Raw genomic sequence first — 16,463 nt, forward strand, 5'->3', positions numbered from 1 at the left:
GCCTCCTCTTTCTTACCTTGCATATTATGACAAATGCATCCAAGAAAGAGAAATAATCTGCTTGGTACTAGCATTGCTAATCGAATTCTACCTTTTCTGTCATAGTGTGATGTCAGGATGTATTTATGAAGCTATTAATGCATACGCCGCTCCGGCAACATTCGGCCCATTCTAGCCTATTGTTCGTCTTTTCCTAAGGCAGTTATCTTTTTGTCCCAATCCTCTTCCTATCCGATCAAGGAGCAGGAATCTCTCCTCCCGCTGCCTCATACCGGGTATAAAACTCCTGTAAGAATTGATTCGTCACATCTTCATCATGAATAAACAACATGTTTTCATCGTTGATTTCATTTCCATTCGTACTCCAATTCGTCGACCCGACTATTGTGGTCGGATCACTGGTCGGGTTTGCGGCATCAATCAACATCGTTTTCGCATGCATTTTGCGGTCTTCGGCATCTTCATAAACTGGAGCGGCATGATTCCAGCGGACATTCGGATTGTTTTCGGAAGTTTGGCTTGCCGTACGACCGGTCATTTCAATGGAAGCTGACCACCATTGATTCCAGAAGCTCTGATCAAAGACTCCGCGCACATCAAAACCTGTCAAACTTCCTTCCTTGTCGTTATACGAGCCTTCCCATTTGTACTTCAATTCATCGACTAGCGCTTGATCACTCCAAGCGAATATCGAAAAGTAACTGCTGTAATCCGCCTCATTTTTTACATAAGAAGTCATTTCTCCAATCGCATCATCACCTGCGGAAAAGTACACACCCACTTCTTTCCCTCCAACGTCGACAGTATGAAGAGTGTTGTCCACTTTCCGACCATGATAGTTCGAAACGGCCGCATCCGGGTTCATCCCCGTGCTTCCCCACATTTCATCAAACTCCGTTTTAAATACATCCGCAAGTGCTGGGGAATACAATTCCACCACGTGCTGAGTGTTCCCTCCAAGGACATCGTTCTGCATGTTCTCTTCTGAACCGTATAACCCCGTCACGGTAAAATTCCAGCTTCCTGTAAACACCCATTCCCCGTCAATGACGGCAAATTTGTTATGCATTTGCTGTCCTGGCGAGTAATAACTTCCTTCACTTTTTTGTTCCGCACCGGCAAGTTTAAATCCGGTCTCTGTTCCACTCCCTACTTCTACTGTCACTTCCTCCATCCCAGCTGTTGAACTCGGAAGTCCGTACTGTTCCCTGAGCGTTACGTCCTCTACAGCAAACATGATCGAATCGGAGAATACCGTGGTATCATCACTGGTTCCAATGACATTATCCTGTCCACGTACCAATTTCTCCGCATACAAACGCATCGTTTGATAACGCTCCGCGTAGTGAGGATCACTTCCATCTTTGGCATCAGCGATGACGCGGACGTCTACCCCTTCAGCAGCTTTTGCCATCAACGCATCAATGATGCCTGGCAAGTTGATTTCATATGTTGCAAGATCGATCGATGTCGTCGCCTGATTGATGCGATGAATCAACCGATCTTCCAAATTCACATTATAGTTGGCTTCGTTACCAGAAGTTGCGTATTGATCATAGGCGCACTTGTTAAAGTACACATTGATGCTTCCGGCAGTTTCACTGACGTTGTTCAGGTGTTCACTCGTCGTGGAACACCCTTTCTCCTCGGAAGTATAGCTGGCAGAAGGTGTTCCCAGTCCTTCTGTATATGTATCAGTCGCTGTACGCCAGTTTGAAGCATCCGTCCCCTCGGTTTCTGGATCGACTCTTTCCATCGTCGCTTTGGTCCCGTTATCCCCTGCATACCAGGAGTCCACTGCATCAATGATCTGTGTACCATCACTCAGTTCAAGCACTTCGCCCGTATTACCCATGGCCCCTGTGTAAATGTAGTCAGCACCGACATTAGAAACTGTCGTATCGTCCGTCCTTTCAAGTAAGTAATAACCCCCAGCCGGGACCGTGCCCGATAATGAAATCTGCGGGGAGCCATCGGCTGCATCCAAAGTCCACCCCTCAAGTGAAATGTCTGAACCGGTCGGATTGTAAAGCTCGATCCATTCATCGTTATAACTCACATCCGTGCCCATCCAAGCCACTTCATTAATGACTACATCATTTGTCCCTGCAGCCTCTGTCACCTGCGACACAGGAAAACTCGTCCATCCTAATAAAAAAATAAGTACAGCTATAAATCCTGGTTTCCATCTTTTCACGTGTTCCATCCCCCATTCACTTTATTCTCGCAATTCTCAACGTACCATAAAACGAACGTGAGAATTCAGAATTTAGGGATCATTAACAATAAACACATCGATGGACCTGATTGGCTAAAAAATAGGTAAAACTCAAGACACACGAACTTTCCTCATTTTTACTTTTTAAGGACATAAAAAAGCACCTGACCTCCACCGCATTATCGCTAAAGCAGATTGGGGATCAGGCACTCTCACAAATAGTAAAGAGTCGAATAGGTGAATGGATGAATCGAGTGAACCAGACACCATGGGAATGGTGTCCCTTCTTTATTCTCCGGCAGAGAGGACATGGGCATTTCTTAGTATCAAACTCCCATTTATGGTATTCTTGAATTATAATGGAACATTTAGTCGTGGCAAAGGAAGGACTACAAAGGGGCTGAAAAATCATGGAAAACCTCTTCTCTTCTACGCTTGAGAATTTGGAAAGAACATTCATGCCACATACTTCCGAATATCAGCGATACATCGACTTTCACACGATGAGAGATATGAAACAGGCTATAAAAAGGAACCGTCTTGCTTACTTCGATTTGGATATAAAAGAACTGGTCGAGATGGACAATCGATATATTGTGGATGTATTTTGGAACGGTGTCTTTTTCACTGCGGTTCTTCCAACTTCCGACACCTTCAGGGGTACCATCGAGGTTTACGGGAAGCCACCGAAAACGCTACTTGGACGGTTTGAAATGGGAGAAGAAGAAAAGGTGTTTTTCCCTACGTTTTTGAAAGAAGAATTCACGAGAAGAAAAGGGCTCAGAGACACATTAATTGATTTTTCGAAGGTTTTGTTCTCGTATTTAGATTCATACGTAGAGAAAAACACGAAAAAATCCCGGGAGGAAACAACTTCCGAACATCCCGAAGAAACGATGCTCGAAGGCTGGGACTTCCCGTTTCTCGAGAACCATCCTGATCTTCACAAAGAGTGGACATCTTTAAAGAAGCGGACAGTGAAACAATTCAGCCGTATGGAAGAACTCGACATTGAAGAACAATACGCCCTCGAGACGATGGTGGAGAAAGACGTTCCAGACTTCATCGACTCGTTTCAGCGCTTGTCCGATATCAATAAGGGAATGCGGAAAAGTGAACTGGTGGAAACGATGTACGATTTGGATAAGTTCATCGAAACGCTTGAGCGAAAAGAAGAAGAAAGTCGTACAATGAACTTTGCCAGAAGCAAAGGGATCATTGCTTCCAAGTATAATAAGGAAGACGAGAGTTTCTTGTCACGGAAATAAAAAGTTGTAGTGCAGCCGGTCGTTTTGTTTTTCTTGAAACCCATGAATGGCAGACAGGAGGTATGGACATGAGCGAAAATTCTATGCACAGAGACAAAGAAGCTGAAATGAACGATAATGATCTGAGAGAAGCGATGACTCTTATCGAAAAAGAAGACATCGACCGCCTGAATGAAGAGGCTGAAGCCTATGCAGTAAAGTTCAACTCGTCCAGGGACGAATCCCTATCAGAAGTGATGAGAGAACTTGGTGACCTCGGAGATAAAGAACAACGTGTCGCCGGGGAGACGATGGACTCCTTGAAGCGCCCGGTAAACGATCTCATGACCAGAGGCAATAACGACATTCCCGAAACATTGAATGAACTCGAGGCAATCGTGTCGGATCTTGATCCGAAGCGCACCGAAGGCAACGGCGTGCAGCGGTTCTTCTATAAACTGAGCAAAACAAAGCCCATCGACCGCTACATGAAGAAGTATGAAACGGTCGACTCGAAGATTGATACAGTGGTTCGCAGTCTGCTGGCAGGGAAAGATCGCCTTGAAGAAGACAGCGTCGAATTACAGCTGATCAAAGAGAACGCGCAGAAGCGTATTTATGACCTGGACAAGCAAATCTATCTCGGGAAGAAGCTGTTTGAGCTTTTGAAAGAAAAAGAAGCGACAGGCGAATACGACGTGGCACTGCTTACAGAAGGAAAAGAAAAAATCATTACCCGTACGAGAAACATGACGCAGATGAAGAGTGTGCTGCATCAAAGTATTTCTTCCGTTGATATCATTAAGAAAAACAATGAAAAGCTGAAAGAATCGATTCGTAATGCCGTTACGCTGACGAAAAATATCATTACCGTCTCCGCCTCGATCCAGCTGGCGTTGAATAACCAGCGGAAAGTGATCGATACGGTGAACGGCGTCAATAAAGCGACCGAGGAAATGCTGCTTTCGAACTCGAGGAACCTCAGGGAGAATGCAGAAGAAACCACGCAGATGATGGAGAATCCGGCAATCAGTATGGAAGCTCTTCAAGAGTCTTTCGATAACGTATTCGAAGCACTGAAAACGACAGAGCAGTCGTCCGAGCGGATCATCGCTTCGAGTGAACAGTTCATTGAAGAGATGGATACCTTGAACGAAAATGTCCGAAAAAAATTATCTCAGAATAGACAAAGAGCGCTTCGTGAATGAAGCGCTCTTTTGTATGTGGGGATTTGCACGAGACTCCACCAGATAGGTATGAGCAATATTAACTTTATCATTATCTGACCCGTTTGTTCTGCTATGGAGCCTAACTCCCCTTCGTTTATGTGTTTAACGCACTTCCGCTAAGGAATCCAGCTGAATAAACCTCCCTAAATTAATCTTTCATTAAAAACCAACTTGACTGACAGCGTATGTTGCGTGCTCTGTGCTGAACCCTTCAAAAGTCAATTGGTCAATTAAACCTTGTCTTGAAAAAGAAGTGTAATCAAGATAATGTTGAGCCATAACAACCGCCTGTTCTTGCCAATCAACCGTGATATTTTCCACACCATATGTCGCATCTTCTGTGCTAAAACCTTCAAACTTTAATTGATCGATCAATCCTGATTTAGAAAATGCAGTGTAATTAAGATATTGTTGAGCCATTGCAACCGCCTGCTCCTGAGAAACTGTTACGCTGGCTTCTTTAGCTTTACGCTCTTCCTCTTCTTCTTTCTTCGCCTGTTCCTCAGCCTCTTTGGCTTCTTGTTCTTTCTGTTCTTGCTCTTTAGCTTCTTGTTCTTCTTGCTCTTTCTGTGCTTGTTCTTCAGCTTCCTGTTCTTCTTGTTCTTTCTGTGCTTGTTCTTCAGCTTCCTGTTCTTCTTGCTCTTTCTGTGCTTGGTCTTCAGCTTCACGTTCTTCTTGCTCTTTATCTGCTTGTTCTTTAGCTTCCTGTTCTTCTTGCTCTTTATCTTCTGCGGAAGCTATAGCAGTAACCTCTTCAGCAACAGGGGTTCTTCACTTATCGCCCCTGCAATCAGTGCTATGACTAGAAGCGCGAACAGGCATCCACCTGACTTCGCAAAATTCCCGAGCCTTTTTCCCTTACCTTTCACAAAGGCTAAAACAAAAAAGGCGAGCACACCTGCTAAAGCTGTTAACATTAAAATTCCTAAGAATGTTTGAAAAGCTCCCTCTGTCGATCCTGCAATCAATCCTAGGGCTAGAGATGCGAACAGACACGCCCCTGATTTTGCAAAGTTCTTGAGTCTGTTATCTTTACCTTTCACGAAAGCTAAAACAAAAAAGACTATCACACCCGCTAAAGCCGTTAAGATTAAAATTTCTAAGAATGTTTGAAAAACTCCATCTGTCGACCCTGCAATCAGTGCTATGACTAGAATCGAGAACAAGCAACCACCTGATTTTGCAAAGTTCTTCAGTCTGTTATCCTTACCTTTCACGAAGCCCAAAACAAAAAAGACTATCGCACCTGCTAAAGCCGTTAGCATTAAAATCATTAAGAATGTTTCCACTGATTACCTCCTCTTTTTTAGGTTTAAACATCTCATTCTATTGTATTACGTAAAAAGCCATACTTTACCTTTTAATTTGTGTAATTTAAACCCTCTAATATCAGTAACCTGTCCACCAGCTTTTCTAAAAGATCACGCACTTGGGGTCAGGCTCATAGATAAACAGCCTCAAGATAATTTAAGGTTGTAAATTTTCAGAGTATTATGTATAATCCTTGGAATAAACGGTTTATTAGACTAAAGAGGTGAAATACATATGAGTACTAGTGTCGAGACTTTATTAGATGAATTGAAAGCATTCTTAAGAGATGAGCAAGTCACTACAAATGAAACGATTCTTGAGCACCACAGCAAAGACGAATCCTACCATGCCGGGAATAATCCAGATATTGTCGTTTTCCCCGAAAGTTCGCAGGAAGTAAGTGAGATTGTCAAAGTAGCGGATAGAAATGATACACCGATCGTCCCTTTTGGACTGGGATCCAGCCTGGAGGGGCATGTCATTCCTTATGATAAAGGAATTACCATCGATTTTACATTAATGAACAAAGTCGTTGAAATTCGGGAAAGGGACTTCCTCGTCAAGGTCCAGCCCGGTGTAACAAGGTCGCAATTGAATAAAGAACTGAAGAAATACGGTCTGTTTTTTACGGTGGATCCAGGGGCAGACGCAACGCTCGGGGGTATGGCAGCTACCAATGCCAGTGGGACGACCTCTGTCAGATATGGGGTTATGAAGGATCAGGTGAATGATTTAGAAGTAGTGCTGCCGGACGGTGAAATCATCCACACAGGGAACTTGGCGCAGAAGTCAGCTTCCGGATATGACCTGACGAGTCTTTATGTAGGTTCAGAAGGAACGCTGGGCTGTATTACCGAACTGACTTTGAGAGTATACGGAATCCCGGAAAATATCATGGCAGCAAGAGCGTCGTTCCCGACTGTCGATGATGCTGTGGAGGCAGTGGTTTCGATTTTACAGACGGGTGTCCCAGTCGCCCGTGTCGAACTCGTAGATGAAGCTTCCATCAGGCAAGTGAACAGCTTCAGCGAAATGGATTATAAAGAAAAACCTACATTGTTCCTCGAATTTCACGGGAATGAACCTGGTCTTAAGCATGATGTCGCCTTTATGGAAGAAATCGTCGCAGACCATCATTGTGAAGAAGTCCATTTTGAAAAGGATAATGCCGCCCGCACCAAGCTTTGGGAAGCACGCCATAACCTAGCCTACGCGTATATCCATGGCAACCCTGGAAGAAAGCTCATGGTCACTGATGTTTGTGTACCCATCTCGGAATTGGCAGGTGCCATCAAACATGGAAGAGAGAAAATCGAGGAATTGGACTTTGAAGCAGGCATCCTAGGCCACGTCGGTGACGGCAACTACCATGCTTTGTTAATGATCGATACAGATGATCCAGAAGAAGTAAGGATGGCGGAGCAATTCAATGAAGCCATCGTGGAATACGCCTTGGCGCGAGGCGGAACATGCACCGGAGAACATGGTGTCGGACGGGGGAAAATGAAGTATTTGCAGCGTGAACATGGAAGTGCACTGAATGTCATGGAAAATATCAAATCGGCGCTGGACCCGAAAGGAATCATGAATCCTCATAAACTTGTAGATGCGAAAGGAAGAAGCAAATGAAAATACTAGAGACAATCAGTAATCTGGCCGGGAAATACTTTGCATTTTTGGTGATTGGTGTAGCGCTTATCGCCTTTTTCATCCCGGAGCCTTTCATCGGTTTGGGTGCTTATATTACGATCCTATTGGGAGTCGTCATGTTCGGGATGGGGCTCACGCTTAAACCCGTAGATTTCAAGCTGGTATTAAATAAACCTATTCCCGTTATCATTGGAGTCGCTGCCCAATTCGTTCTAATGCCGTTAGTAGCTTTTATGCTTGCCTATCTCATGAATTTACCGGCGGAACTGGCAGCAGGACTGGTCCTATTGGGTTCTGTTCCAGGCGGTACAGCGTCCAATGTCATGGTCTACTTGGCGAAAGGAAACCTTGCCCTTTCTGTTGCCATGACTTCCTTATCTACCATGCTTGCGCCGATTCTCACACCGTTGATCCTGTTAGCCTTAGCAGGTCAATGGCTGCCCGTAGACCCAGTCGCGATGTTCTTATCCATTGTACAAGTCATTATTGTTCCGATCACCCTGGGGGTTTTACTCAGACGAATCTTTCCGGCAACCGTTGAAAAAAGCGCCACCGTCGTTCCGTTGATTTCCGTTCTCGCGATTATCATCATCGTTTCCGCAGTCGTAGCAGCAAACGTAGAAAGTATCACCACTTCAGGGTTGCTGATTTTTTCAGCGGTCATGATCCATAACCTGCTGGGCCTTTTCCTTGGGTATGCAGCAGCTGTATTGATGCGATTGGATGAGAGTAAACGAAGAGCGATATCCATAGAAGTCGGTATGCAGAATTCCGGCCTTGGCGTAGCTCTAGCAACCGCCCACTTCGGACCATTAGCGGCCTTGCCTAATGTCATCGCAGCGGTCTGGCACAATATTTCCGGACCGATTCTAGCAACATACTGGTCCAAAAAGCGAGTCACAGAAGGGAAAAACATAAAAGAAACCAAGTCCGTCTCCAAACAAGCACAATAGTGGGGACAGTCCTCCTGGCCGTGCACCATAGGTAAAAGATTTTAAGAGTCACCGCCACCCTCCTACTCTAAAGTGAAAAGAATAATTAGTGTAAGAAAAGAAAGAACCTACTCCCTCATTAGGGAAGTAGGTTTTTTGTATGGCAGCTCTCAGGAGCAAGGACCAAGGGAAATTATTCTCTCTTTCTATACTATTGACTTCCAAATTCATTGCCACTAGAATTCATTCTAGTATTTTCATTAACATGAATTGGAGTGTTGTCATGAGTCGCTTGAGAAATTTATCAGTACTGTTGGTCGCCTCGATAGTTTTAGGCGTAGCCTTCAACCTGTTTTTAATACCTAATGAAGTTTTAACTGGTGGGGTAACCGGTCTGGCTATGGTGTTCGGAATACTTACTCCTATAAATTCTGGTATTTGGTTAGTGCTTCTTAATGCCCCGATCTTCATTATCGGGTGGATGAAGCTAGGAAAAGAGTTTATTGGGAATAGTATATTTTCTGTAGTTATAACCTCCATCACGATGCAATATCTCCCAGTCACTCAAGTAACAGAGGATGCATTGTTAGCATGTGTATTTGGAGGAGCCATTGCTGGCGGAGCCATCGGTCTTATCATCAGGTTTTACGGATCCGGTGGTGGTGCTGATATTATTGGGCTGCTACTAACGTTGAAGCGTGATATCCCGTTAGGAGTATTAATTTTCGCTATAAATAGTGTTGTGGTTTTTATATCCGGCTTTATTTTTTCATGGGAATTAGCTTTGTACACCATGATATCCATTTATATTACGGGAATAGTGATCGACCGTGTCCATACCCGGCATGTGAAGCTTAGCTTAATGGTTGTATCCAATCGTGGGGAAGAAGTAAAAATTGAGCTGCTAAATAACTTAATACGTGGTATCACTGTCATGCACGGTCAAGGCGGGTATTCAAACACAGAACGAAAAGTGCTCTATACGGTTATTACTCGTTATGAGCTTGCGTTAGTTAAATCACTTATTACCAGTATTGATCCCAAAGCATTTGTCAGTGTCAGTGAAACTGTAGAAGTAGTAGGGAATTTCAGAAGGTAAATATAAACTTAAAAAATGCCTGACCCCCACTGCATTATCGCTTTAGCAGAGTGGGTGTCAGGCACTTTCCCTTAGTCGATGTTACTCACCATTGTCGCCTATTCCTACCTCCACCTTTTTATCGTCTTTTAACTTCATGCACAAACCTTCTGATAACTCCTTAATATATACTATTATTTAATTTCCTTTTTCTTTTGTTTTAAAATCCAACCGTCTTATAAAAATGATTAATAGTACTGATTAAATGAAGAAACCAGCTATATTCACGTCAACCAATTTAACATTGTATTGCTCATTTTAGACAATATTCCAATTTACTTCCCCCATTTCCAACTTGTGCTTCTACTTAAATCCATTTCAGTAATATTAAAAGCAGTATAATCTCCTAATAATTGGGCAAAATACCATCTGATCTTATATATAAGGTGGTTGATTAAAATATTTAAATACTACATAAAGCAATGGAAAAAAATACAGCGGTTCAAGTACTGGTCATTATCAGAGAAGGCAATATTCATTGGAATTTCAAACTTGCTTTATTTTTGTGTTGTTTGTCTATTTCCTACTAATGAAATAATATACTTTTCATTCCTTCTTTTCTTTCTTTATTCAGTTATTTACTTAGCTTTTTTAGTCATTAAAATAATTTTGAATAAATACAAAAACTCATTCTATAACAGCAATCAATTGAATGCTTTAATTGAAGAAATCGATTCAATGAGTGGTATTCAGTTTGAGACAGTCCTTTCTCATTTATTTAGAAGTGAAGGATATGACGTAAAACCAACTCCTAAGTCTGGTGATTATGGAGCAGACCTTGTCTTAAGAAAAGGGTCAGATGTAATTGTAGTCCAAGCGAAAAGATACTCTGACAATATAGGTATATCTGCCGTAAATGAAATAATTGGTGCTTCAGGGTATTATAAAGCCAATAAGAAGTGGGTAATAACCAATCAATTCTATACGAATGCAGCAATTGTACAGGCACATAAAAACAAAGTGAAGTTGCTAGACCGGGATGATCTTATCCTTATGTTAAGACATTACAATAAAAAATCTGGTAAAAGAAAACCTATACTTAAAGATATCTCAAAATAAAAACCAATCTATGGCGGTAGACTGGGCATCCCATAATACTCATTCAACTTTTCATCATTTAAATAATCAATTTCACCTTGGATAGTTTCAATTTAAAAGTGCCTGATCTCCACTGCATTATCGCTTTAGCAGAATGGGGGTCAGGCACTTTCATCAGGATCACTTCAACAGCTATTCCTCCTGACGAAGATATGTTGTTCCTTTAGAAACAAAACCTTCCATAATTTCTTTTGGTACCAAACTCCCTCCTGTTGCCCAAACTAAATGAGTAGCATTACTTAAACGCGAGCCATACATGTGGTCTAACTGGTTTTGAATATCAATGGAAGCAGGGCCGTACATGCCCGCAAGTGCTGATGGCTCGAGGGAAATTCCTTCTGAGTTATGCAAAAGGGCTAATAGCTTGTACAAGTTTTCGTCGTTGATCGTATAAATGCCGTTCACCATTTTTTCTATCAGCCGGCCAGCCAAAGCGGATGGTCGCCCAACAGCTAATCCGTCAGCTTCCGTCTTATTATCAAGTCCGATATCTTGAACAGAAATATCCTCATGTTTTCCTGTAGCTAGACCAAGCATCATGCAAGGAGAGCTAGTCGGCTCTGCAAAATAACAATGTACGTGATCCCCGAAAACATATTTCAGTCCAAAAGTGATACCAGCAGGGCCCCCTCCTACGCCGCAAGGTAAATAAACAACCAGTGGATGATCCGCATCAACCGTGATATTCTCCTGCTTTAATTGCTCATTAAGGCGCAAAGCAGCCACTGCATATCCTAAAAATAAATCCTTGGAATTTTCGTCATCAATAAAGTAACAGTTACTTTGCTTCTGACATTGTCTTCGTCCCTCGGTTACGGCAAAAGAAAAATCCTTATCATGCTCAACCACTACTACACCCTTATCCCTGAGTAACTCTTTCTTCCATTCTTTCGCTTCCACCGACATATGAACCGTTACCTGAAAGCCTAAAACTGCACTCATTATGCCTATACTTAAAGCCAGATTGCCTGTTGATCCTACAGCGATCGAGTTGTTAGAAAAAAACTGCTTGAATTCGGAATCAGCTAGCTTAGAATAGTCGTCATCTTTTGTGAGCTTTCCATGTTTTATTGCCAGCTCTTCCGCGTATTTTAATACTTCATATATACCTCCCCGCGCTTTTATGGAACCAGCTATCGGAAGCTCATTGTCACACTTTAAATACAAATTGCCAGGGATGGATTGCGTGAATCGTTTTTCCAATTCTAGCTGCATATCAGATATGCCGCGGATAGGAGATTCAATGATCCCGTTCATTTTCTTGGTTTCTGGAAATACTTTAGCTAAATATGGAGTAAATCTCTGCAGAAGCGCTTCTGCTTCATGAAGGTCTTTGATAGGAATGACTAGATTTTCTTCAAGCGTGTAATAAGGTTTAAGTGATGTATTGGGCCAAAACGTTTCTTTCTTGTTTTTTAAATGGTTAATCAATTCTTCCTCACTACTATGATTACGTTTAGAAACCATAAAATCCTCCTTTGTTGATTTAAAATTAAGACACCCCAACTCACAGGATATTTAACATACTTAAAATTCATGCAGTTACATTATATCGCGGAGATTAGATTTGGGTTTTATTGGAATAACCCATCATCCAGGAAGCCAAATGTTTTCATATCCATTCTGAATAGAATAATCATATAGATAAATCATGATAACTCCATATTTCCACTTCTCCCTTCAATCGTCTCTTTTCGACAGGACAATACAAAAACCTCCTATTTATGAAGGATTTACCAATAAATTGTTAAAAAGTGCCTGACCCCCACCGCATTATCTTTTTAGCAGAGTGGGGGTCAGGCACTTTCACAAGTTGCCTAGTTTTGTTTTAACAATCTCAAAGAAGTGAAGTGTGTGAGTCCTAATTCACTTCATTGAATTTCAACTTCTTATTAATTTTATCAAAGCTGTATTCAATTAGCCTTATGTTGTTCCATTCAGAAGGGACCGCTGGTCTACGATCTTTTATATAATTTCTTTTCCCATGATTGTTTCTGAAATCAATAACTTCCTTTGGTATATTATGCGCAACAAGAAAAGCGTTAATCATTGAATAATCACCGAATGAGTATTCTTGATTAACCCAATCGACGTATTTCATAAGTTGTTCTACAGCATTTATAGTACCTTTGTCTTTCTTAATTTCTATTATTAAATACCTTGAAATAGTAGAATAACCCGAAATGAATTTATACCCGAATATATCCATTTTATCCATATAATCAATGGGTTTAAATGGTGAAGCAATTATTTGATGAGATATATAATCCCATTCTCCAAAAACATTTTCCTCTCTTTTTGTTAATAAATCAATAATACCAGCTTCTATTGCCATTTCATCTTTATAAATGTATCTTTCGAGGATATATCCAAGATATTCGATGATGTTATATTGTATTTTCTATTTATTTTTTTGCTGATTTCAGAGTGGAGCGACACCGTAGAAGTGTACTTTCCACCTTTATTTACTAGGTATTCTTCGTTCCTTTTTAAGATTATATCTTTTAATGCACGGTTCTCTTCATCATCAACCTTTAAGAATGATAACTTCCAGAACGCCCTCAACATCCGAAAACTTTTTGGATTAGAAGCTAGTACATCATCCATATCGATTCCCGTACTGAAGAAATATGGAGAAGGTTCAAAGGTGCATATAAACCTGTTATTCACACTTTCTACTCCATTATCTAAGAGAAGATGTTTTCTTATGGATTTATAATCTACTCCGGAAGGGAAATCTGCTTCTGGAAAATTTAAATATTTACAATCAATTCCTATATTAATTAATTTTCCAATACCATATACTTTTCTATTCAAAAAAAAGTAAACATTATCACCATTCTTCATACTTAAATAGTCAGCAAATGTGCCTTCAATTGGTATATTCCAAATTCCATTTTTAGGAACATTTAATTTGGTGCTATAAACACCCGTATCAATTATACTTCTTAAGGAGTCCTCACTATCAAGGTTAAAAATGTAGCCCGCCATTACCTATCTTCCTTATAAATTTGACTTTAAACCTAAGTAGTGGTTAAACAAAGCAATATATGTCAATTCTTTAACATAAGTCTTTTGACTTAGCTGGTCTACCATGAGTAATCTGACTTTACACTACTAGTTATTGTGTGTTCATCTATAATGATATCAAAAAATAAAAAGCAGGAGGAGGAAATATAGATTATTTTCTTCGGATAAGTTGCAAATGTGAACGAAGGGAACAATCTGATAATTCCACCTTAAAAAGGGTTAACATAATTTTTTCACCAATAATTAATCACAATCCAGATTTCCAACGTAATCCAATAAATCTCCCACTCTTCAGTTAGAAAAAAGACCAATATACCATTCAGTAGTGTATTCGAATTCCCTTAATAAATAATTAAATCTGCTAAATGCAATCCACTTCAACGCCAAGACTTCCTTTCAGTGTTCAAATACTATGTAATCGGCTCCTATGAACCGATAAAGAGATTGTTTTACTCCACTACCCCGAATATTAATGCAGGTGATGATTCAATTCATATAACCTTTCAAAATGATTTAAATAACTCAGATAGTACTATCGATTCTCTGCTACAATTCACGAATGGCTTCAAATGAGCATCAAGATACTCAGAAGGATGAAATCCGTTCGGAAACAGATAATCTATGATTTTCCACACTAAAAAGAGAAGGGTCCAATTCCTACTTTTCCTTCTCTTTAGCCTTATCTATGAAATCTGCTATTCTTTCTACCGTCTCCTCAAATTCCCCTTTTTTCAAGTCATGCTCCCATACTCGCAAAATATGCCAGTCCTTCTCCTTGTAAAATTGGTTATCGCGTTGATCCCGTTGCTTGTTCCTCTCGAATTTATCTCTCCAGAACTTCGTATTTGATTTAGGGATAGTACCGTGTACAGGACAAGCATGCCAATAACATGAATCAATGAAAATTACTACTTTGTACTTTTGGATGACTATATCAGGCGTACCTCTGAGTTTACTTACATTTTTCCTGAACCGATAACCTTTGTTCCATAATGCTTTACTCACTTTATCTTCTAATCTAGAACGTGCTTTTATTCTACTCATCGTCCTTTTCCGCTGCTCAGAGGTCATGATGTCAGCCAAAATATCACTCCTTTCATACACTTGCTTATCATATTCCCGTTTGATTCATCCTATAACATTCATATTCATATAATAACCATACTTAGGATGCTGTTAAAGAATAGCCTTGCAGAAGAAACAATCGACTTTTTTGTTGAGTAATTGACCGAAAGGATAGATACAATATTTCCCCATTTTGTCTTTAGCATAAAAAAGTCGATCGCACTCAGCGATCGACTCCCGTTTCAAATAAATCTAGTTGTGAAGCATGATTCTCTTCTTCTTCTTCTTTATGAAGTTTGAGGATTTCATGCCCGATTTTTTCAATGATCCCGGTAACCAAGGCATTACCCATACAGAAATACCTTGTCCTTTCGGGCATGAAACCTTCTGTCCAGTTAGGTGGGAATCCATTAAGCAGTTCCGCTTCGAGCGGAGTGATGAAGCGGATTCTTCCGGTATTCAAGTCCTCTACGACATGGGAACTTCGGTTTTTGGTCCCTTCACTGGTAAGCATAGTACGGCTAGGAGCATCCAGGTTCTCCGGGAACGCCATGCCACCTTCCGTATAATAATACTCATGTCCAGTCTGAGAGGTCCTTTTCTCTTTTTTAGCGCCTTTCTGGTACTTCATCTCTTTGAAATCAGAACGACCTTTTTTATTTTCATTGTCATGCTTCAGATAATACTTTTCGTCTACTTCGCCCTGAATCGCATCAGCTTTCTTGAGAATTTCCCCCAATGTGACCGGGGAAACCCCCGAATCAGGAATGAGTTCAGCACTGTAGATATCACTGCCAACCAAAATACCGCTGTTCTTGTAAGGAAGTGAGAAGTGATCGGACACTTCCACAATGTCTTCCGGAAGTAACGCTGCTTGATCAGGATGGCGATGATTGTGTTCTTCTTTCACAGGGAATTGCTTCACGAAGAACCCTTTTGAATGAAGGATATCCTCCGACCCTTCATTCTGAATCCGTTGTGCTATCAAAGTCGATTTGTGGAAGGCGAAGATGAAGACTCGTCGTCTTCTCTGTGCGAACCCGTAATCCGCCGCATTGATGACTCTCCACTCCACATAATATCCCTCATCCCGCAAACTGGCGAGCATGACAGAAAAATCACGTCCTCTCTGCTTAGAGGGGGATTTCAAGAGACGATCGACGTTCTCCAGAAGCAAATACTTCGGTTTACGGGATTGGACGATATTCATGATTTGCCAGAAAAGAACACCCTTCTTACCTTGGATGCCGCTCTCCCCTGACAAAGTCCGTGCTACTGAGTAATCCTGGCAAGGAAACCCACCTACGAGTAAATCATGCTCTGGTACTTGTGGCCAAACTTCTGCTATATCCTCGTTGGAATGCTCACCTGAATGAAATCGGTTCGTGTAGCATTCGAACGCTGGTTGTGATTTCGTTGATGGTTCCCACTGATTCGCCCATACTGTATTGAATTCGTGACTGGCTTTTTCCAATCCTATCCTGAAGCCGCCGACACCGGCGAATAGTTCTACTACGTCCATAACACCGAACATCCTTTCGGTTT

Annotated in this window: 15 protein-coding genes and 1 pseudogene; 6 read left to right on the forward strand and 10 right to left on the reverse strand. The window is 41.3% G+C overall.

The window, feature by feature from the left end; translation table 11 throughout:
- Positions 1 to 235: 235 nt before the first annotated feature.
- A complete protein-coding gene (locus tag ACTWPX_RS05860; protein ID WP_443118880.1) occupies positions 236 to 2,197 on the reverse strand; it encodes a phospholipase D-like domain-containing protein in 1,962 nt (653 codons plus the stop codon).
- A gap of 431 nt (positions 2,198 to 2,628) precedes the next feature.
- On the opposite strand from ACTWPX_RS05860, the gene ACTWPX_RS05865 reads away from it, so the two are divergent.
- The gene (locus tag ACTWPX_RS05865) at positions 2,629 to 3,486 is read left to right on the forward strand and encodes a hypothetical protein (protein ID WP_443118881.1); all 858 of its coding nucleotides are present in this window, start codon (positions 2,629 to 2,631) and stop codon (positions 3,484 to 3,486) included.
- Positions 3,487 to 3,554: 68 nt separating this feature from the next.
- Positions 3,555 to 4,673 carry a toxic anion resistance protein gene (locus ACTWPX_RS05870; RefSeq protein ID WP_443118882.1) on the forward strand — a complete coding sequence of 373 codons (1,119 nt, stop codon included), beginning with the start codon at positions 3,555 to 3,557 and terminating at the stop codon, positions 4,671 to 4,673.
- A 180-nt stretch (positions 4,674 to 4,853) separates the two neighbouring features.
- Here ACTWPX_RS05870 and ACTWPX_RS05875 read toward each other — a convergent pair whose 3' ends face one another.
- From ACTWPX_RS05875 to ACTWPX_RS05890, 4 genes and pseudogenes are all read right to left on the reverse strand, one after another.
- Positions 4,854 to 5,015 carry an Ltp family lipoprotein gene (locus tag ACTWPX_RS05875; protein WP_443119003.1) on the reverse strand — a complete coding sequence of 54 codons (162 nt, stop codon included), beginning with the start codon at positions 5,013 to 5,015 and terminating at the stop codon, positions 4,854 to 4,856.
- Positions 5,016 to 5,120 (reverse strand): annotated as a pseudogene (locus tag ACTWPX_RS05880) (Ltp family lipoprotein); the annotation flags it as partial. It lies immediately after the preceding gene.
- Between the two features lie 20 nt (positions 5,121 to 5,140).
- Positions 5,141 to 5,362 (reverse strand): hypothetical protein, encoded by a 222-nt coding sequence (locus tag ACTWPX_RS05885; RefSeq protein WP_443118883.1) that lies wholly within the window; start codon positions 5,360 to 5,362, stop codon positions 5,141 to 5,143.
- A gap of 69 nt (positions 5,363 to 5,431) precedes the next feature.
- On the reverse strand, positions 5,432 to 5,983 hold the full coding sequence (locus ACTWPX_RS05890; RefSeq protein WP_443118884.1) for a hypothetical protein: 552 nt from the start codon (positions 5,981 to 5,983) through the stop codon (positions 5,432 to 5,434).
- Positions 5,984 to 6,239: 256 nt separating this feature from the next.
- On the opposite strand from ACTWPX_RS05890, the gene ACTWPX_RS05895 reads away from it, so the two are divergent.
- The 4 genes from ACTWPX_RS05895 to ACTWPX_RS05910 all read left to right on the forward strand — a co-directional run bounded on the left by ACTWPX_RS05895 (position 6,240) and on the right by ACTWPX_RS05910 (position 10,784).
- A complete protein-coding gene (locus ACTWPX_RS05895) occupies positions 6,240 to 7,634 on the forward strand; it encodes an FAD-binding oxidoreductase (protein ID WP_443118885.1) in 1,395 nt (464 codons plus the stop codon).
- A complete protein-coding gene (locus ACTWPX_RS05900; protein ID WP_443118886.1) occupies positions 7,631 to 8,608 on the forward strand; it encodes a bile acid:sodium symporter family protein in 978 nt (325 codons plus the stop codon). The genes ACTWPX_RS05895 and ACTWPX_RS05900 overlap by 4 nt, the downstream gene beginning before the upstream one ends.
- A 262-nt stretch (positions 8,609 to 8,870) precedes the next feature.
- Positions 8,871 to 9,686 carry a YitT family protein gene (locus ACTWPX_RS05905; RefSeq protein WP_281975780.1) on the forward strand — a complete coding sequence of 272 codons (816 nt, stop codon included), beginning with the start codon at positions 8,871 to 8,873 and terminating at the stop codon, positions 9,684 to 9,686.
- Between the two features lie 429 nt (positions 9,687 to 10,115).
- The gene (locus tag ACTWPX_RS05910) at positions 10,116 to 10,784 is read left to right on the forward strand and encodes a restriction endonuclease (protein ID WP_443118887.1); all 669 of its coding nucleotides are present in this window, start codon (positions 10,116 to 10,118) and stop codon (positions 10,782 to 10,784) included.
- A gap of 171 nt (positions 10,785 to 10,955) precedes the next feature.
- Here the strand turns inward: ACTWPX_RS05910 and ACTWPX_RS05915 are convergent, their stop codons facing one another.
- The 5 genes from ACTWPX_RS05915 to dcm form a co-directional block, all read right to left on the reverse strand.
- Positions 10,956 to 12,290: a D-serine ammonia-lyase gene (locus ACTWPX_RS05915; RefSeq protein WP_443118888.1), complete on the reverse strand. Its 1,335-nt coding sequence runs from the start codon at positions 12,288 to 12,290 to the stop codon at positions 10,956 to 10,958.
- A gap of 394 nt (positions 12,291 to 12,684) precedes the next feature.
- Positions 12,685 to 13,158 (reverse strand): endonuclease NucS domain-containing protein, encoded by a 474-nt coding sequence (locus ACTWPX_RS05920; RefSeq protein WP_443118889.1) that lies wholly within the window; start codon positions 13,156 to 13,158, stop codon positions 12,685 to 12,687.
- On the reverse strand, positions 13,149 to 13,814 hold the full coding sequence (locus tag ACTWPX_RS05925; protein WP_443118890.1) for a hypothetical protein: 666 nt from the start codon (positions 13,812 to 13,814) through the stop codon (positions 13,149 to 13,151). The genes ACTWPX_RS05920 and ACTWPX_RS05925 overlap by 10 nt, the downstream gene beginning before the upstream one ends.
- A gap of 696 nt (positions 13,815 to 14,510) precedes the next feature.
- Entirely contained in the window at positions 14,511 to 14,936 is a 426-nt protein-coding gene (locus tag ACTWPX_RS05930) for a very short patch repair endonuclease (RefSeq protein ID WP_443118891.1), read from the reverse strand.
- Between the two features lie 205 nt (positions 14,937 to 15,141).
- On the reverse strand, positions 15,142 to 16,440 hold the full coding sequence (gene dcm / locus ACTWPX_RS05935; protein ID WP_443118892.1) for a DNA (cytosine-5-)-methyltransferase: 1,299 nt from the start codon (positions 16,438 to 16,440) through the stop codon (positions 15,142 to 15,144).
- Positions 16,441 to 16,463 lie beyond the last annotated feature (23 nt).

Origin of the sequence: Halobacillus sp. H74, from assembly GCF_052246715.1 — a bacterium.
In the GTDB taxonomy this organism is placed as follows: Bacteria; Bacillota; Bacilli; order Bacillales; family Halobacillaceae; genus Halobacillus; species Halobacillus litoralis_A.